At 70.0% G+C, this 16031-nt stretch carries 17 protein-coding genes; 11 read left to right on the plus strand and 6 right to left on the minus strand.

Translation table 11 applies throughout. The features are described 5' to 3' along the window. Nucleotides 1-146: 146 nt before the first annotated feature. On the plus strand, nucleotides 147-314 hold the full coding sequence (locus tag ACIHCQ_RS05995) for a DUF3117 domain-containing protein (RefSeq protein ID WP_003966491.1): 168 nt from the start codon (nucleotides 147-149) through the stop codon (nucleotides 312-314). Nucleotides 315-432: 118 nt separating this feature from the next. Here the strand turns inward: ACIHCQ_RS05995 and ACIHCQ_RS06000 are convergent, their stop codons facing one another. Continuing rightward, on the minus strand, nucleotides 433-1110 hold the full coding sequence (locus tag ACIHCQ_RS06000; RefSeq protein ID WP_399658659.1) for an O-methyltransferase: 678 nt from the start codon (nucleotides 1108-1110) through the stop codon (nucleotides 433-435). Between the two features lie 132 nt (nucleotides 1111-1242). Between ACIHCQ_RS06000 and sigE the strand changes: the two genes are divergently transcribed. The 5 genes from sigE to ACIHCQ_RS06025 all read left to right on the plus strand — a co-directional run bounded on the left by sigE (nucleotide 1243) and on the right by ACIHCQ_RS06025 (nucleotide 6224). Further along, nucleotides 1243-2007 (plus strand): RNA polymerase sigma factor SigE, encoded by a 765-nt coding sequence (gene sigE, locus ACIHCQ_RS06005; RefSeq protein WP_399658661.1) that lies wholly within the window; start codon nucleotides 1243-1245, stop codon nucleotides 2005-2007. Then, nucleotides 2004-3005: an anti-sigma factor family protein gene (locus ACIHCQ_RS06010; RefSeq protein WP_399658432.1), complete on the plus strand. Its 1002-nt coding sequence runs from the start codon at nucleotides 2004-2006 to the stop codon at nucleotides 3003-3005. The genes sigE and ACIHCQ_RS06010 overlap by 4 nt, the downstream gene beginning before the upstream one ends. 93 nt (nucleotides 3006-3098) lie before the next feature. Further along, complete coding sequence (locus tag ACIHCQ_RS06015; RefSeq protein ID WP_399658433.1) at nucleotides 3099-4784, plus strand: S1C family serine protease; 1686 nt, start codon at nucleotides 3099-3101, stop codon at nucleotides 4782-4784. A gap of 84 nt (nucleotides 4785-4868) precedes the next feature. Beyond that, on the plus strand, nucleotides 4869-5372 hold the full coding sequence (locus tag ACIHCQ_RS06020; protein WP_399658434.1) for a sec-independent translocase: 504 nt from the start codon (nucleotides 4869-4871) through the stop codon (nucleotides 5370-5372). Nucleotides 5373-5492: 120 nt separating this feature from the next. Further along, nucleotides 5493-6224 (plus strand): hypothetical protein, encoded by a 732-nt coding sequence (locus tag ACIHCQ_RS06025; RefSeq protein ID WP_399658435.1) that lies wholly within the window; start codon nucleotides 5493-5495, stop codon nucleotides 6222-6224. A 257-nt stretch (nucleotides 6225-6481) separates the two neighbouring features. On the opposite strand, the gene ACIHCQ_RS06030 is transcribed toward ACIHCQ_RS06025, so the two are convergent. From ACIHCQ_RS06030 to ACIHCQ_RS06040, 3 genes are read right to left on the minus strand one after another with little or no spacing between them, the layout of a single operon-like run. Next, entirely contained in the window at nucleotides 6482-7615 is a 1134-nt protein-coding gene (locus ACIHCQ_RS06030; protein WP_399658436.1) for an Mrp/NBP35 family ATP-binding protein, read from the minus strand. A 44-nt stretch (nucleotides 7616-7659) separates the two neighbouring features. Then, a complete protein-coding gene (locus ACIHCQ_RS06035) occupies nucleotides 7660-8238 on the minus strand; it encodes a DUF1003 domain-containing protein (RefSeq protein ID WP_399658437.1) in 579 nt (192 codons plus the stop codon). Then, nucleotides 8231-9553: a magnesium transporter MgtE N-terminal domain-containing protein gene (locus tag ACIHCQ_RS06040; RefSeq protein WP_399658438.1), complete on the minus strand. Its 1323-nt coding sequence runs from the start codon at nucleotides 9551-9553 to the stop codon at nucleotides 8231-8233. Before ACIHCQ_RS06040 ends, ACIHCQ_RS06035 begins: the two co-directional genes overlap by 8 nt. Nucleotides 9554-9800: 247 nt before the next feature. Between ACIHCQ_RS06040 and ACIHCQ_RS06045 the strand changes: the two genes are divergently transcribed. Next, complete coding sequence (locus tag ACIHCQ_RS06045; RefSeq protein ID WP_399658439.1) at nucleotides 9801-10556, plus strand: hypothetical protein; 756 nt, start codon at nucleotides 9801-9803, stop codon at nucleotides 10554-10556. A 179-nt stretch (nucleotides 10557-10735) separates the two neighbouring features. On the opposite strand, the gene ACIHCQ_RS06050 is transcribed toward ACIHCQ_RS06045, so the two are convergent. Both ACIHCQ_RS06050 and ACIHCQ_RS06055 read right to left on the minus strand, forming a co-directional pair. After that, nucleotides 10736-11245: a hypothetical protein gene (locus ACIHCQ_RS06050; protein ID WP_399658440.1), complete on the minus strand. Its 510-nt coding sequence runs from the start codon at nucleotides 11243-11245 to the stop codon at nucleotides 10736-10738. 64 nt (nucleotides 11246-11309) lie between these two features. After that, complete coding sequence (locus ACIHCQ_RS06055) at nucleotides 11310-12425, minus strand: magnesium and cobalt transport protein CorA (protein ID WP_399658441.1); 1116 nt, start codon at nucleotides 12423-12425, stop codon at nucleotides 11310-11312. A 410-nt stretch (nucleotides 12426-12835) separates the two neighbouring features. Here ACIHCQ_RS06055 and ACIHCQ_RS06060 point away from each other — a divergent pair, with 410 nt between their 5' ends. The 4 genes from ACIHCQ_RS06060 to ACIHCQ_RS06075 all read left to right on the plus strand — a co-directional run bounded on the left by ACIHCQ_RS06060 (nucleotide 12836) and on the right by ACIHCQ_RS06075 (nucleotide 15969). Further along, complete coding sequence (locus tag ACIHCQ_RS06060; RefSeq protein ID WP_399658442.1) at nucleotides 12836-13444, plus strand: suppressor of fused domain protein; 609 nt, start codon at nucleotides 12836-12838, stop codon at nucleotides 13442-13444. 153 nt (nucleotides 13445-13597) lie between these two features. Then, nucleotides 13598-14236, plus strand: a complete 639-nt coding sequence (locus ACIHCQ_RS06065; RefSeq protein WP_399658443.1) for a DUF6758 family protein — start codon at nucleotides 13598-13600, stop codon at nucleotides 14234-14236. Between the two features lie 106 nt (nucleotides 14237-14342). Further along, complete coding sequence (locus tag ACIHCQ_RS06070; RefSeq protein ID WP_399658444.1) at nucleotides 14343-15206, plus strand: PHP domain-containing protein; 864 nt, start codon at nucleotides 14343-14345, stop codon at nucleotides 15204-15206. Nucleotides 15207-15363: 157 nt separating this feature from the next. Beyond that, nucleotides 15364-15969 carry a MarC family protein gene (locus tag ACIHCQ_RS06075; RefSeq protein ID WP_399658445.1) on the plus strand — a complete coding sequence of 202 codons (606 nt, stop codon included), beginning with the start codon at nucleotides 15364-15366 and terminating at the stop codon, nucleotides 15967-15969. Nucleotides 15970-16031: the final 62 nt, after the last annotated feature.

Here is a 16031-nt window from a genome sequence, read left to right on the forward strand (position 1 = left end):
GCGAGAGCGCGTTGCGCAAGCGATGCAGACCGATGTTGGTCATCGGGTCCCGCCATGCGGGATAATGACCTGGAAGCAATGTGTTCGATGCCGGTGACACCTGGGTTGTCGGCTGCGATGAGCTGGTTTCAGGAAGGGGAACGAGCATGGCGGCCATGAAGCCGCGGACGGGCGACGGCCCGCTCGAGGTGACCAAGGAGGGGCGGGGCATCGTCATGCGCGTTCCGCTCGAAGGCGGCGGTCGGCTCGTGGTCGAGCTGACTCCGGACGAAGCCGATGCACTCGGCGACGCCCTGAAAAAAGTCGTCGGCTGACGCGGGAAGCGCCCAAACTTTCACTGCCCCGGCACCCATGGGTGCCGGGGCAGTGTTGTGCCCGGGGGCGTGCTGTAGGTGCAGGCGTGCCGTATCGGGGCGCGGTAGGTGGTTGGGGTCAGCCGCGGCGTACAGCGCAGAGCAGGCCGTCGCCGACCGGCAGCAGCGAGGGCAGCAGCTCCGTGCTCTCCCGCACCGCCCGCAGCAGCTCCCGAAGGCGCAGCACCTCCACGGGCTGCGCCGCCGCATCGAACGTGCGGCCGTCCGCGAAGACGCCTTCGAAGCAGACAAGACCGCCAGGTCGCAGCAGGCGCAACGATTCAGCGAGGTAGTCCAGCGACTCCATAGGGTCGCCGTCGCAGAAGACGAGGTCGTAACCGCCGTCCGCGAGCCGCGGAAGTACGTCCAGGGCGCGGCCGGGGATGAAACGCGCCCGGTTTCCGGTGAAGCCCGCCGCCCGGAAGGCCTCGCGGGCGAACTGCTGCCGGTCCGGCTCCGGGTCCACCGTGGTCAGCACACCGTCGGGCCGCATGCCGTCCAGCAGATAGATCCCGGAAACACCGGTTCCCGTGCCGATTTCGGCCACCGCTTTCGCGTCAACCGTGGCAGCCAGCAGTCGCAGCGCGGCGCCAGTGCCTGGCGACACCGGGCGGAGCCCTGACTCCTGGGCCCGGTCCCGGGCCCAGTGCAACGCTTCGTCCTCGGCGACAAAGGCGTCGGCGAGCGCCCAGCCCGTCTGCCGGTTGGCGGTAATGACCCTCTCCTGTCCCCGTAGGTGGCGCGACGCTGACTGTATCCGTTGCGCCCGGGAACCCGCAGATGGGACCAGGCGTTAAGGAGGGGCAGGGGGGAACGCATGAATCAGGGCCGGAAGCAGCACCCAAATTCGCGTAAAGATTCTTATCCGGAGCTAACGGGCGAGGTGGCTATGGTAGGGGCTCCGCTGGACACCGCCAGAGCCGACAGGGGAGGTGCGGCTGCACCTGTGGACCGGAGAGGAGTGCTGAAGCGCTTCCTCAGGTCGGCGGGTGAGCCGAGATCCGTGACCTACATTGCTGACCACTCCACCGACTCCGCAACTACAGCGACCTTCGCATCGGATGCGGACTCGCAGGCGTGGACGCCTCCCACCTGGGAGGAGATCGTCAGCACGCACAGCGGCCGGGTCTACCGCCTCGCCTACCGGCTGACGGGCAACCAACACGACGCGGAGGACCTCACTCAAGAGGTCTTCGTCCGGGTCTTCCGGTCCCTGTCGACGTACACCCCCGGCACCTTCGAGGGCTGGCTGCACCGCATCACCACCAATCTCTTCCTGGACATGGTCCGCCGCAAGCAGCGCATCCGTTTCGACGCGCTCGGCGACGACGCGGCGGAGCGGCTGCCCAGCCGCGAGCCGTCTCCCCAGCAGGTGTTCAACGACACGCATTTCGACGCCGATGTGCAGCAGGCGCTGGACACCCTCGCGCCGGAGTTCCGCGCCGCGGTGGTGCTCTGTGACATTGAGGGCCTGTCGTACGAGGAGATCGCGGCGACCCTCGGTGTGAAGCTCGGCACCGTCCGCAGCCGGATCCACCGCGGCCGGTCCCATCTGCGCAAGGCCCTCCAGCACCGTTCCCCGGAGGCCCGTGCGGAGCAGCGCACGCTGGTGGCGGGAGCGGTCGGCCTGGCGGGGGAGGTCGGAACGGCGTGAGTGGCTCTGGCCCGACCCCCGCGGAGCAGCATTTGGGGGACCGGCTCGCCGCGCTTGTCGACGGTGAGCTCAAACACGACGCCCGGGACCGGGTACTGGCCCATCTGGCGACCTGCCATCGGTGCAAGGCCGAGGCCGACTCCCAGCGCCGGCTGAAGAACGTCTTCGCGCACGCCGCGCCGCCGCCGCCCTCCGAAGGGCTGCTGGCACGGCTTCAAGGACTGCCTGCGGGACCCGGATCGCGACCCGGCTCCCGACCCGGAGGTGATGACGACCGGCGGGGGGATCCCTTCGAGGGGGAACAGCTCACCGACGGGGTCTTCACCGCGCTGAACCCCTCCGCGGGACACGGCCTTGACGACCGGACAGAGACCTTCGGCTATGTGCCCGCGGGCATGCGCGCGGGGCTGCTTCCCGGCGGCTCCGGTGGCGCCGGCCGTTTCGGTGGCTCAGGTGGTTCCGGTGGCTTCCGGGTCCATGACGTGGGTCGTACGGACGCGGAGCGCTCACCGTGGCGCGGGCGGAGGTTCGCCTTCGCGGCGGCCAGCGCGGTGTCGTTCGCGGCGATCGCGCTCGGCGGCGCGCTGCCGGCCGACTCCTCGGGCCAGACCGGCCCCAGGGGCGAGGGCGCGGGGAACAACGTGACTCCGCTGCGCACCGCGACCCCGACCGCGGCGAACCCAAGCCTGGGCGGCGGCGTGGGCAATGGCGTGAACGGCGGATCGGCGACCGAAGCGAATCTCCTGCGAAGCGCGGAGGCCGAGCGCCGTCGTAACCAGGGCAATGGCATCGCCAGGTCGCAGAGCCGTCCCACGATCCCCGAAGCGACCGGCCTGCTGGCTCCCGCGGCGCCGCTGAACCACCCCTTCTCCGTCCCGGTTCTGACGAATTCCTCTTCCTCCTTGTCGCCGCTGATAGTTCCGGCGGGCGCGGCCATTGTCCCCACCCACCTCGCCGCACCCATCAAGACCGGCGGACCCGTGTCGTCCCACCGCTGAGCGGATGCGTGCGCGGAGATTCGCAAACCTGGTTGAATCTTCTGAGGGTGCCCCACAGGGGTGCGCAGTTGGTCGGCAGTCTGCGGGGAGAGCATGGACGACGGGAAGCCCACCGGGCCGAAGGCGAAGTGGTGGAGTCGGCCCAGTGCGGGACGTGCGACGACTCACTCCGAGCCGGAGGCGACAGGGCATCAGGAGACCGACGTGACGGCCGAACTGCCTCCTGTTCAGCCGCCGCTGCCGGTGCCGGTCCCTCAGACCGCGGAAACGGTCGGCACGACCGACGAGCCCGGGCAGTACGCGCAGCCCGTACCGGCTCAGGGCCGGGCGAAGCCGCTGCACGAGCCCGATCCGTACGGCACACCGCCGTACGGCGGGCCCGGGCCCTGGGCGCCCGCGCCGCCCGTGCAGAGGCCCATGCCGACCCCGGCGCAGGGCACACCGATGCCTCCCCCGCAGTACCCGGCGCAGAACGGCACGCTCGCCGGCGCGTACGCCCCGCCGCCCCAGGTTCCGCCGCCCCCGGCCCCGCCCGGGCAGCAGCAGCCGACCCAGCCCACCCACCCGCAAGCTGTCCAGCCGCAGCCCTTGTCCTCGCTCTGGCTCCAGTACGACCCCTGGAGCGCGCCAGGGCAGCCGCTGACGCACCCCGGCGAGCCCGCGAAGAAGAAGCGCCGCCGTGGGTCCCTGCTGGTCGGTGCCGTCCTGCTCGCGCTCACCGCCGGCGCTGTCGGCGGAGGCTTGGGCGCGTACGTCGAACGCAACGGCGGCGTCAGCCAGATCGAACTCCCGCAGGCCGCCAAGGACAACGGCAACCGCCCGCCCGACAGCGTCGCGGGCATCGCCGCCAGCGCCCTGCCGAGCGTCGTCACCCTCCACGTCAGCGGCGGCGGCGAACAGGGCACCGGCACCGGCTTCGTACTCGACCAGCAGGGCCACATCCTCACCAACAACCACGTCGTCGACCCGGCGGGCTCCTCCGGTGAGATCTCGGTCACCTTCAGCGGCGGCGAGACCGCCAAGGCGAAGCTGGTCGGCAAGGACAGCGGCTACGACCTCGCCGTCGTCAAGGTCTCCGGCGTCTCCGGCCTCAAGCCGCTGCCCCTGGGCAACTCCGACAGCGTCCAGGTCGGCGACCCGGTCGTCGCCATCGGCGCGCCCTTCGACCTTCAGAACACCGTGACCTCCGGCATCATCAGCGCCAAGGAGCGCCCCATCACGGCGGGCGGTGAGAAGGGCGACGGCAGCGACGTCAGCTATGTCGACGCGCTGCAGACCGACGCCCCGATAAACCCGGGCAATTCGGGCGGCCCGCTGGTCGACATCAAGGCCCGTGTCATCGGCATCAACAGCGCGATCCGCGCCGCCGACAGCGGCTCGGGCGCCGAGGGCGGGCAGGCGGGTTCCATAGGGCTCGGCTTCGCGATCCCCATCAACCAGGGCAAGCGTGTCGCCGAGGAGCTGATCTCCACCGGAAAGGCCACCCACCCGGTGATCGGTGTCAGCCTCGACATGAAGTACACGGGCGACGGCGCCCGCGTCGGCGAGAAGGGCAAGGACGGCGCGCCCGCGGTCACCCCGGGCGGTCCCGGCGCCAAGGCGGGGATCAGGCCGGGCGACATCATCACCAAGGTCGATGGGCAGCGGGTGCACAGCGGCGAGGAGTTGATCGTCAAGATCCGCGCCCACCGCCCCGGTGACCGGCTGGAACTGACCCTTGCCCGCGGCGGCAGCGACCGGAATCTGACACTGACGCTAGGTTCCGCGGACGGCACATGACGGTCCTGGGTTCCGGCGGGTACGGTGGACCGGGCGCGGACCCCATCCCGCCAGCGGACCGCAGAGAACACGAGGAGCAGCAGGGTGTTCAATGACATAGGCGCACTTGAGCTGGTGGCGCTCGTGGTGCTGGCTGTGCTCATCTTCGGTCCCGACAAGCTGCCGAAGGTCATCCAGGATGTCTCCCGGTTCATCCGGAAGGTCCGCGAGTTCTCCGAGAGCGCGAAACAGGACATTCGTAGCGAACTGGGCCCGGAGTTCAAGGATTTCGACTTCGAGGATCTCAACCCCAAGACGTTCCTCCGCAAGCAGCTGGACGGGAACGACGACTTGAAGGAACTGAAGGAACTCGGCTCCAGCTTCGACTTCAGGAAGGACCTCAACGAGGTCGCCGACGCGGTGAACGGCACGGAGCCGGACGTACCGCCGGTCGCCGCTGTTCCCACGGTCCCCGCTGTCGTCAACGGCACGCCCGGCGCGCCCGAGCCGTCCGGTTCGTCGTCCACGCCGGATCTGCTCAAGAAGCGCCCGACCAGCGAGAACAGCGCCAGGGACGAGCGCCCGGCCTTCGACGCCGACGCCACCTGACCACCGTCAATCCCTGCGCGCCCGGGCAGGGTGGCTATCCTCCATCTGTCCGGACGTGAGGACGCCCGAGGGGGGCGGGTCCGCTCCGGGCCTCGAAAGACAGAGGAGGCGGCCGGGTAGATGGAGACGACTAGTCGACTGGCGGCGCAAGGAACGGGCAGCGGTTCCCCCGCCCGTGGCGGGGAGAACCCGCTCACGGCGCAGCGTGGGACGGCGGCGGCCCGGCGTGCGGTTGACGGATTCCTGCGCGCGTCCTTCCCCTGGTACGGGCTGGACGAGGCGTTCACGGGCCCGCGCTGGCTGATGCAGGTGGGGATCGCGGCGGACGGCATGGTCCAGCACGGTTCCATGGGCCATGGCGACGAGCCGTCGATACGGTCGGAGGCGGTCGCCTCGGAGAAGGAGCGGTTCGCGGTCGTCGTCACGGTGGCGGCGAGCCCGGTGCGGCGCAGCGGCGACGGTACGGGTGTGCTGGACGCCACGACGGTCTCCTCCGCGGCATGGCTGGCGGGCTCGGGCCTGCTGGCCCACACCTGGCCCGGCCAGCTGGACCACTCGCTGCGGGACGACTGGTTGGACCAGCAGACCGAGACGGCGTTCGAGCTGGCGGACGATTTGGCGGGACCGGAGTGGTCGATGCTGTCGCTGCCGGTGGACGGGGTGCCGACGCCGTTCTATTACCGCGAGTCGGAGTTCGGGTGGGTGCTGGCGGGGTCGGCGGAGTCGGCGGGTGGAGAGGCTGGAGCGGCTGGGCCGGTTGGGGGAGGGGTGCATGTGGGGGCGTATGGGCGCGGGATGAGTGCGTATGGGTTGGGGTTTTCGGCGGTGCGGGATTTGGGGGCGTACGGGTAGGTGGGCGCGGGTTGCGGGTTGCGGGTTGCCGTGGCGTGCGGGTTGCGCCTGCGGCGGGCCTTTCCCCACCCCGCCCTTTCCCGCAACTGGGGGCTCCGCCCCCAGACCCGCCCCCTACGCCCTGGCGGGCATGGGGGGACCCCCAGCTCCTCAAACGCCGGACGGGCTGGAAATCCAGCCCCGCCGGCGTTTGAGGCGCGGGGGCTCGGGGGCAGCGCCCCCGACACGGGCCCGCGCCCCGCGCCCCCGAGACGCGCTTAGAACTTGTTGCGTGGGGTGATGCCCAGCGACATCCCCGCCAGGCCCCGCGCCCGCCCGCCCAGTTTTGACGCGATGTCGCGCAGCGCCACGCCCGCCGGGGAGTCCGGGTCCGTGAGGACGACCGGCTTGCCCTCGTCGCCGCCCTCCCGCAGGCGTACGTCGATGGGGATCGTGCCCAGCACGGGCACATTCGTGCCGGTGATCTTCGTCAGGCCCTCGGACACCCGCTGTCCGCCCCCGCTCCCGAAGACGTCGACCACCTCGTCGCAGTGCGGACACGGCAGACCCGACATGTTCTCGACGATGCCCACAATCTTCTGGTGGGTCTGCACGGCGATCGAACCGGCTCGCTCCGCGACCTCGGCCGCCGCCTGCTGCGGGGTGGTCACCACCAGGATCTCGGCGTTGGGCACCAGCTGCGCCACGGAGATCGCGATGTCGCCCGTGCCCGGCGGCAGGTCGAGCAGGAGTACGTCCAGGTCGCCCCAGTACACATCCGCGAGGAACTGCTGGAGCGCGCGGTGCAGCATCGGCCCGCGCCACACCACCGGGGCGTTGCCCGGGGTGAACATCCCTATCGAGATGACCTTCACACCGTGCGCCGACGGCGGCATGATCATGTTTTCGACCTGGGTGGGACGGCCGTCCACGCCCAGCATGCGCGGCACGCTGTGCCCGTAGATGTCCGCGTCGACCACGCCGACCTTGAGCCCGTCGGCCGCCATCGCCGCCGCCAGGTTGACCGTGACCGACGACTTGCCGACGCCGCCCTTGCCCGAGGCCACCGCGTACACCCTGGTCAGCGAGCCGGGCTGGGCGAACGGGACCTCTCGTTCGGCGGTCGTGCCGCGCAGCGAGGCCGTGAGCTCCTTGCGCTGCTCGTCGCTCATCACGTCCAGCGTGACGTCGACGCTCGTGACGCCCTCGACGCGCGCGACCGCGTCCGTCACATTCTTGGTGATCGTTTCGCGCATCGGGCAGCCGGAGACGGTGAGGTACACCGTGACGGCGACCGCGCCGTCCGCTCCGATCCCGACCGATTTGACCATGCCGAGTTCGGTGATCGGACGGTTGATCTCGGGGTCGTTCACCGTCGCCAGTGCTTCAAGCACCGCGTCTTCCGTAGCCATACGGACGATGGTACGGCGCTGGGTCCCACGACCGGGAAGGTTGGTCAGCGGTCTTCTTCGTCACTCCGGCCGGGCGCGAGGCGCCGTTCGTCCAGATCCTTGATCAGGTCCTGGAATTCCGAGCGGATCCAGTCCCTCGTCGCGACCTCGCCCAGCCCCATCCGCAGCGCCGCGATCTCCCGGGTCAGATACTCCGTATCCGCGATGGAGCGCTCGTTCTGCTTACGGTCCTGCTCGTACGTGACCCGGTTCCGGTCGTCCTGCCGGTTCTGTGCCAACAGGATCAGCGGGGCCGCGTACGACGCCTGAAGCGACAGCATCAGCGTCAGGAAGATGAACGGGTACGGGTCGAATCGCAGCTCCTCGGGCCCGAAGATGTTCCAGGAGAACCACACGATGATGGTCACCGTCATTCCGACGATGAACCGTCCCGTACCCAGGAACCGCGCGAACCGCTCCGAGAACCGGCCGAAGGCCTCGGGGTCGTACTCGGGCAGCGGACTGCGCCGCGGCGCCCGCGGCTGGTCGAGCCGGACCCGGTGGCGCACACCGCTCGCCCCGGCCGGCAGGCGCTCCTTCGACTCGCCGCGCTCGCCCGGTCCGTACTCGCTGCCGCTACCCATGGGCGGGTTCCCCCGCGGCAGGTTTCCCCGCCGGGGGCTTCCCGGGGGTGGCTTCTACGTGCGGGGCCTCCTCGAATTCCGTCTCGCGCCAGTCCTCCGGCAGCAGATGGTCGAGTACGTCGTCCACGGTCACCGCCCCCAGCAGCGAACCAGTCTCGTCCACGACCGGCGCCGCCACCATGTTGTACGCCGCGAGATAGCTCGTCATGGCGGGCAGCGCGGTGTCCGGCGCGAGCGGTGGCAGATCGCTGTCCACGAGAGAGCTGACCAGCGTGAACGGCGGCTCCCGCAGCAGCCGCTGGAAATGCACCGTGCCCAGGTACTTCCCGGTCGGCGTCTCGTCCGGCGGCCGGCACACGTACACCTGCGCGGCGAGCGCGGGAGACAGGTCCTGCTGGCGTACCCGCGCCAGCGCGTCCGCGACCGTCGCGTCCGGCCGCAGCACCAGCGGCTCGGTGGTCATCAGGCCGCCCGCCGTCCGCTCCTCGTACGACAGCAGCCGCCGTACGTCCGCGGCCTCGTCGGGACGCATCAGCGCCAGCAGCCGTTCCTTGTCCGCCTCCGGCAGATCGGAGAGCAGGTCGGCCGCGTCGTCCGGGTCCATCGCCTCCAGCACGTCCGCGGCGCGCTCCTCCTTGAGCTTGCCGAGGATCTCCACCTGGTCGTCGTCGGGCAGCTCCTCCAGTACGTCCGCGAGCCGGTCGTCGTCGAGAGCCGCGGCCACCTCGGCGCGCCGCTTCGGCGACAGGTGGTGCAGCACGTTCGCGAGGTCGGCCGGGCGCAGCCGCTCGAAGGTAGCCAGCAGGCTCTCGGCGCCCTGTCCGTGCTCCTCCAGCGAGAAGCCGGTGACGGCCGACCACTCGACGGTCAGCGCCTCGCCCTTGCGGCGCAGAGCCCCGCCCTTGCCCTTGCGTACGAAGACCTTGTCGATCTCCCAGTCGCGGCGGGCGGGCAGCTGCTGGATCGCCACATCGAGGACGGTGACCTCTTCGCCGGTCTCCACCAGCCGTACGCGCCGGTCCAGCAGCTCGCCCAGGACCAGGCGCTCGGTCGGACGTTGCTCGAAGCGCCGCATGTTGAGCACGCCGGTGGTGATCACCTGGCCCGTCTCGACGCCGGTCACCCGGGTCATGGGCAGGAAGATCCGGCGGCGGCTGAGGACCTCGACGACCAGGCCGAGCAGGCGCGGCGGCCGGCGGCCGACGCGCAGCATCGCCACCAGGTCGCGCACACGGCCGACCTGGTCGCCGTAGGGGTCGAAGACAGGCACACCGGCGAGGTGCGAGACGAAGATCCGGGGAGTGCCCGCCACCATGTTCAGCGCCTCCTCCTCTGTGCAGGCAAATGGGGGCAAAAGTATGACTGATAGCGCCGATAGGGCTATATGGCTTGTGTGACCTGTATGAGTGGTGTGACGGCTTCAGGCTAGCCCGTACCGTTCCAGGGTGCCCTGGCTGGACGTCCGTACGGCCTCTTACAAGGGACGCGCGTGGCACGGGTACGCTGCGATCTGCCACCCGTGGTCCGTGACTTGTGACTCGCAGATGAGAGGCAGTGCGTTGGTGACACCCCTCCCTCCGGCTCTCCGTGCCCGCCGTGCCGCACTTTCCGTGGTGCTCTGTGCCGGACTGACCGCGGCTCTCACGGCCTGTGGTGGCGGCGAGGACCTGGACGCGGGAACCAATGGCATCGGCAAACTGTCCGCGACCGAGATCGAGACGAAGGCGCGCGCGACGGCGGACGCGGCTGCGTCGGTACGGCTCTCCGGAACGCTGGTCAGCAAGGGCGGAACGTACAAGCTGAACATGCGGCTCAAGCACGAGGGCGGCACGGGCTCGGTCACCTCGAAGGACAATAAGTTCGAATTGCTGCGGGTCGGTGATGTGCTCTATCTCAAGGCCGACGCGGGCTTCTGGAGCCGGAAGGAGCCGACCCAGAGTGACCTGGACGCGGCGGGCAAGCTGCAGGACAAGTATGTGAAGGTGCCGGAGGGCGACCCCGCGTACAAGCAGTTCCGCGGCTTCACGGACATGGACGTGTTGCTGGAGGGGCTCTTGGGAATGCAGGGGGAGCTGAGCAAGGGTGACCGGACGGAGGTGGGCGGTATACCCACCATCAAGGTCATCGGCGGCGAGGGCGAGGGCGGCACGCTGGACGTCTCGCTGGCGGGAAAGCCGTACCCGTTGCAGTTCGCGCGGGCGGGCGGGGCGGGTGTGCTGACGCTGGGCGACTGGGACAAGGACTTCGTGCTGGAGGCCCCGGCGAAGGACGAGACGGTCGACTACGGCCGCCAACTGCCCAAGACGAGCGACGACTAGGGCGGTTTCTGCGCCTTGGCCGGGCTCGCCTCCCCGAGAACCGGTGGCCTGGCGCGGCTCCGGCCGGGGCCCCGAGCCGGCCGGTCCTGGTGCGGGCGCGCGCCTCGTTCACGCCGCAGGGCGCGGCTGGGGGTAATCCCCTGTAGCTCTCAGGACCACGCGGCCTGAAGCCGCGCACCTCACCGCTTCTTTTTGCGCTTGAACAGCAGCCTCGGCAGCCCCGCCGGCGCCTGCTCCCGCGTCGTCGCCCCCGTCGGCAGCGGCACCGCCGCCAGGGAGCCGTCCGGCAGCTCCCTCGTCGCGTGCCCCGGCGCCAGGCGCAGTACCCGGCACTCGCGTGCCCAGCGCTCCGGGATCCGCTCCGCGTCCTGCGCGTTCAGCCGTTTGCCCTTGAGCTCGGCGACCGCCGCCTCCCACTCCTCGGAGTGCGGTGCGAGCTCCTCCACCGTGGCCGTCCAGACGATCAGCCGGCCGCCCTTGTCCTTGCTGCGCACCGTGACCTCGGCCGTCGCGCCCGCCGACAGTCGCGGCAGTGGCTGCTCGTCGGGGCCGTCGCCGACGATGTACGCCGCGCCCTCGTGCCACACATGCCACAGCGCCCGTACCGGACCGTCGCCCCGCACCCAGATGAGGGCCGACTTCTTGGTGGCCTCCTCTACGAGCGCCTGGTCGAGCAGCTGATCTGTCATGGCCGCAGCCTAGCCGTAGCCCACACGCATGGCCGGGCCCGCAGCCCAGTAGCCGCAGCCGGGTCTACAGCCAGCCGTTGCGCTTGAGCATGCGGTGGATCGCCAGACACGCGACGGCGATGCCGGTGAGCACCATGGGATAGCCGTACTTCCAGTGCAGCTCCGGCATGTGGTCGAAGTTCATGCCGTACACCCCGCACACCGCCGTCGGCACCGCGATGATCGCCGCCCAGGAAGTGATCTTGCGCATGTCCTCGTTCTGCGCGACTGTCGCCTGCGCCAGGTTCGCCTGGAGGATGGAGTTCAGCAGCTCGTCGAAGCCCACGACCTCCTCCTGCACCCGCACCAGGTGGTCGGCGACATCGCGGAAGTACTTCTGGATGTCCGGGTCCACCAGCCGCATCGGCCGCTCGCTCAGCAGCTCCATCGGCCGCAGCAGCGGTGACACCGCCCGCTTGAACTCCAGTACCTCGCGCTTGAGCTGATAGATCCGGCCCGCGTCGCTGCCGCGCGGACTGCCCTTCGCCGGCGCCGAGAAGACATCGATCTCGACCTCGTCGATGTCGTCCTGCACGGCCGCGGCGACCGCGATATACCCGTCGACCACATGGTCGGCGATGGCGTGCAGTACGGACGAAGGCCCTTTGGCCAGCAGCTCCGCGTCCTTCTGGAGCCCGTGCCGCAACGCGCGCAACGAGCCCTTGCCGCCGTGCCGGACCGTGATGACGAAGTCCCGCCCGGTGAAGCACATCACCTCACCGGTCTCCACCACCTCGCTCGTCGCCGTGAGTTCGGCGTGCTCGACGTAGTGGATCGTCTTGAAGACGGTGAACAGGGTCTCGTCGTACCGCTCCAGCTTGGGCCGCTGGTGGGCGTGGACCGCGTCCTCCACGGCCAGCGGGTGCAGCCCGAACTCCGCGGCGATACCCGCGAATTCGGCCTCCGTCGGCTCATGCAGCCCGATCCAGGCGAAGCCGCCTCCTTCGCGTACCCGCAGCATTGCCTCGCGCGGTGTCTGGCAGGCCGCGGTGTCCATCCGCTTCCCGTCGCGGTAGACCGCGCAGTCGACAACCGCGCTGGAGGCGGACGGATCGCGGGTGGCGTCATACGTGCTGTACGGGGCGTTGCTCTTGCGCAGTGACGGACGGACCGCTGCACGCAGGTCACGGATCATCGACATGGCTGGCTCCTTCACGGAGAGGCCGTCGGCGAGTGGCGTGGCACAGCCCGGAATGGGGACGTGATGCGTACGTCCGCAAAGCGGGCGGCACCGCGGGGTCGCGGTGACGGCGTTCGCTACAGACAGGCAAAAACGAGGTGCTCTTCCGTCGTGCGAAATGCCATGGGCCCCGTGCGGGAAGGCCTCAGATCACAGAGGAAAGTGTCGTGCGGAAGAGCGGTTGGTACTGCACGGTCGACTTGGATCCACCGCAGCCCCACCTCCTCCGGCCAGTCCCCCGTAAGGGATGACGTGTTGTCGGGACTTGAGAGACGCTTCTGCGTACCGTCCCGACCAGCGGCCAAGACTATCAGCCGACAGGGGGTCAATCTGTAAGATTGCCCGATCCTTGCTCCGTTTATGCTCGCGACATGGAAGATGTTCTTGTTCTGGTCGAATCCCGGTTGCGTACGGCTCTGGGCGAACCGGACGCGCGCGCCGCGGTCACCTTCCTCGGCACCGACCGCATCGAAGTGCTCCGCTTTGTGAGCCGAGACGACGGCGATGGGGACAACGGGGACGTCGTGCGATACGCCACCCTCGGCATGTCCGCCCACCCCATGACGGACCCCACCGCCACCCTCGCCGACCCGGTGAAGGGCCCCCGCGCCGAGCTGCTCCTCTCCGTACGAGCCGGGGTCGCCGACACCGACAAGGTGCTCCGCGCGCTCGCCGTACTCGCCGCGTCGCCGCAGGTCGAGGGCGTCGTCGTGGCCCCCGGCGCCTCGCTGGACCTCGGCGGCCCGCTCTGGCCGTCCGCGCCGTTCAGCTCGGTGCTCGTCGCGGAGCCGGGCGGTCTGGTGGCGGACCTGGAACTGGATCCGCCGATGGATCCGGTGCGCTTTCTGCCGCTGCTGCCGATGACCGCGAACGAGGCGGCGTGGAAGCGGGTGCACGGGGCGCGCGAGCTCCAGGAGCGCTGGCTGGCACACGGCACGGACCTGCGCGATCCGCTGCGCGGCTCCGTAACTCTCGAGTGACTTCCGACTGGCTCCCAAGTGACTCCCGGCGGATCGACCGGGCTCGGATCGAAGCCGCATTCGGGTCTATGTTCGGATTTGGACATGAAGTGCACACGCCGGACGGGTGATCGTCCTTGACGCGGCGACGGCCGGGGAGGACCGTTGGGCCCTATGAGGGGCGAACCCAGTTGCCCGAAGTGCGGTGGCCGGGTGAGGGCGCCCGGTCTCTTTGCCGACTCCTGGCAGTGCGATGTGCATGGCGCCGTGCACCCGTTGCAGCCGGTGATACCGCCCAGCGTCGAGGCCCTCGGTGTGGTCGTGCACCGCGCCAAGGTTCCCGTCTGGATGCCCTGGCCGCTGCCCGTCGGCTGGCTCTACACCGGAGTCGCGTACGCCGGGGACGACCGCAGTGGCGGTCGCGCCACCACGGTGGCCTGCTCCGGACCCGGCCCACTCGGTGGTATCGGTGAGCTGCTGCTGATCGCGGAAGAGCTCGGCGTGGGCCTCGGTGCGCGTTACGCCGGGATCGCCGGACCCGACCCGGGCCCGCATATGCGCGTCGACAGACCGCCGCAGGCCAAGGTGCTCGCCGCGGGCCGTCCGACACCGCTGTGGCATGTGGCCGACGCGCCCGATGACCGCGCGGTCTTCGCGGGGGAGGCGCGTGGGCTGTGGCTGTGGGCGGTCGTCTGGCCGGAGCAGTCGGGGCTGCTGATGTACGACGAGCTGGTGCTGACGGATCTGCGGGACGCGGGCGCCGAGGTGGAGCTGCTGCCGTGCGGGGCGCTGAGCCCGCGGCTCCTGTCCTGACGCGTAGTTTCCGGACGCGCAGCTGTGGACATGAGCGGGGGCTGTCCGGATCGCCGTTACACTTGACCGTCCCTTTGTCCCGCCTCCGGCCCTGGAGTCATGCGTCGTGCGCATCGATCTGCACACTCACTCCACGGCGTCGGACGGTACGGACACTCCCGCCGAGCTGGTACGCAAGGCCGCCACGGCCGGGCTGGACGTCGTCGCGCTCACCGACCACGACACGACCCGCGGCCACGCCGAGGCGATCGCCGCGCTCCCGCAGGACGTGACTCTGGTCACCGGCGCGGAGCTCTCCTGCCGTATCGACGGCGTGAGCCTGCACCTGCTCGCGTACCTCTTCGACCCGGACGAGCCCGAGCTGCTGCGCGAGCGCGAGCTCGTCCGCGACGACCGGGTGCCGCGCGCCCAGGCGATGGTGGTCAGGCTCCAGGAGCTCGGCGTGCCCATGGAGTGGGCCCAGGTGGCCCGTATCGCCGGACACGGCTCGGTAGGCCGCCCGCACATCGCGACCGCGCTCGTCGAGCTCGGCGTCGTACCGACCGTCTCGGACGCCTTCACGCCGGAGTGGATCGCCGACGGCGGCCGTGCCCATGTCGGCAAGCACGAACTCGACCCCTTCACGGCGATCCGCCTGATCAAGGCCGCCGGCGGCGTCACCGTCTTCGCGCACCCGCTCGCGACCAAGCGCGGCCGTACGGTTCCCGAGGCCGCCATCGCCGAGCTCGCCGCGTACGGCCTCGACGGCATCGAGGTCGACCACATGGACCACGACGAGCCCGCACGCGCCCGGCTGCGCGGCCTCGCCGCCGAGCTCGGGCTGCTGACCACCGGGTCCAGCGACTATCACGGCAGCCGCAAGACGTGCGTGCTGGGCGAGTACACGACCGACCCGGAGATCTACGGGGAGATCACGCGGCGGGCGACCGGCGCGTTTCCGGTGCCGGGCGCGGGCGGACGCCTCCGCTGAACGCACGTAGGGCTGGTTGCGGGGGCGGAAGCCGCCGTAACGACCCGCCGTCGTGCCACACGCCGTCGTGTCACACGCCTCCGTGCCACCGACCTCCGTGCCACCGACTTCCTTGACGACCTCTCTTCACGACTCCTCTTCGCGCTAGGCCCTCACTGTGTTCGACGCTGCCGTTTTCGGTTCCCTCTTCCTCACCCTCTTTGTGATCATGGATCCTCCCGGGATCACCCCGATCTTCCTCGCCCTCACCTCGGGACGCCCCGCCAAGGTGCAGCGCCGGATGGCCTGGCAGGCGGTGGCCGTTGCCTTCGGCGTGATCGCTGTTTTCGGCCTTCTTGGCCAGCAGATCCTGGACTACCTGCACGTCTCCGTACCGGCGCTGATGATCGCGGGCGGCCTGCTCCTGCTGCTCATCGCGCTCGACCTGCTGACGGGTAAGACCGACGAGCCCAAGCAGACCAAGGACGTCAATGTCGCGCTCGTACCGCTGGGCATGCCGCTGCTCGCAGGGCCCGGTGCGATCGTCTCGGTGATCCTGGCCGTGCAGCACGCGGACGGCGGCGCGCAGCAGGCCTCGGTGTGGGTGGCGATCGTCGCGATGCACGCCGTGCTCTGGGCGACCATGCGCTACTCGCTGCTGATCATCCGCCTGATCAAGGACGGCGGTGTGGTGCTGGTGACGCGACTGGCGGGCATGATGCTCTCCGCGATCGCCGTGCAGCAGATCATCAACGGCATCACCCAGGTCATCCAGGGAGCCTGAACGCACTGCGCCCCCGTACGGTCGGTCCGTACGGGGGCGCAGTGCGTTCACATCACACCGTC

Source organism: Streptomyces sp. NPDC052236 (assembly GCF_044548015.1).
Taxonomy (GTDB): Bacteria; Actinomycetota; Actinomycetes; order Streptomycetales; family Streptomycetaceae; genus Streptomyces.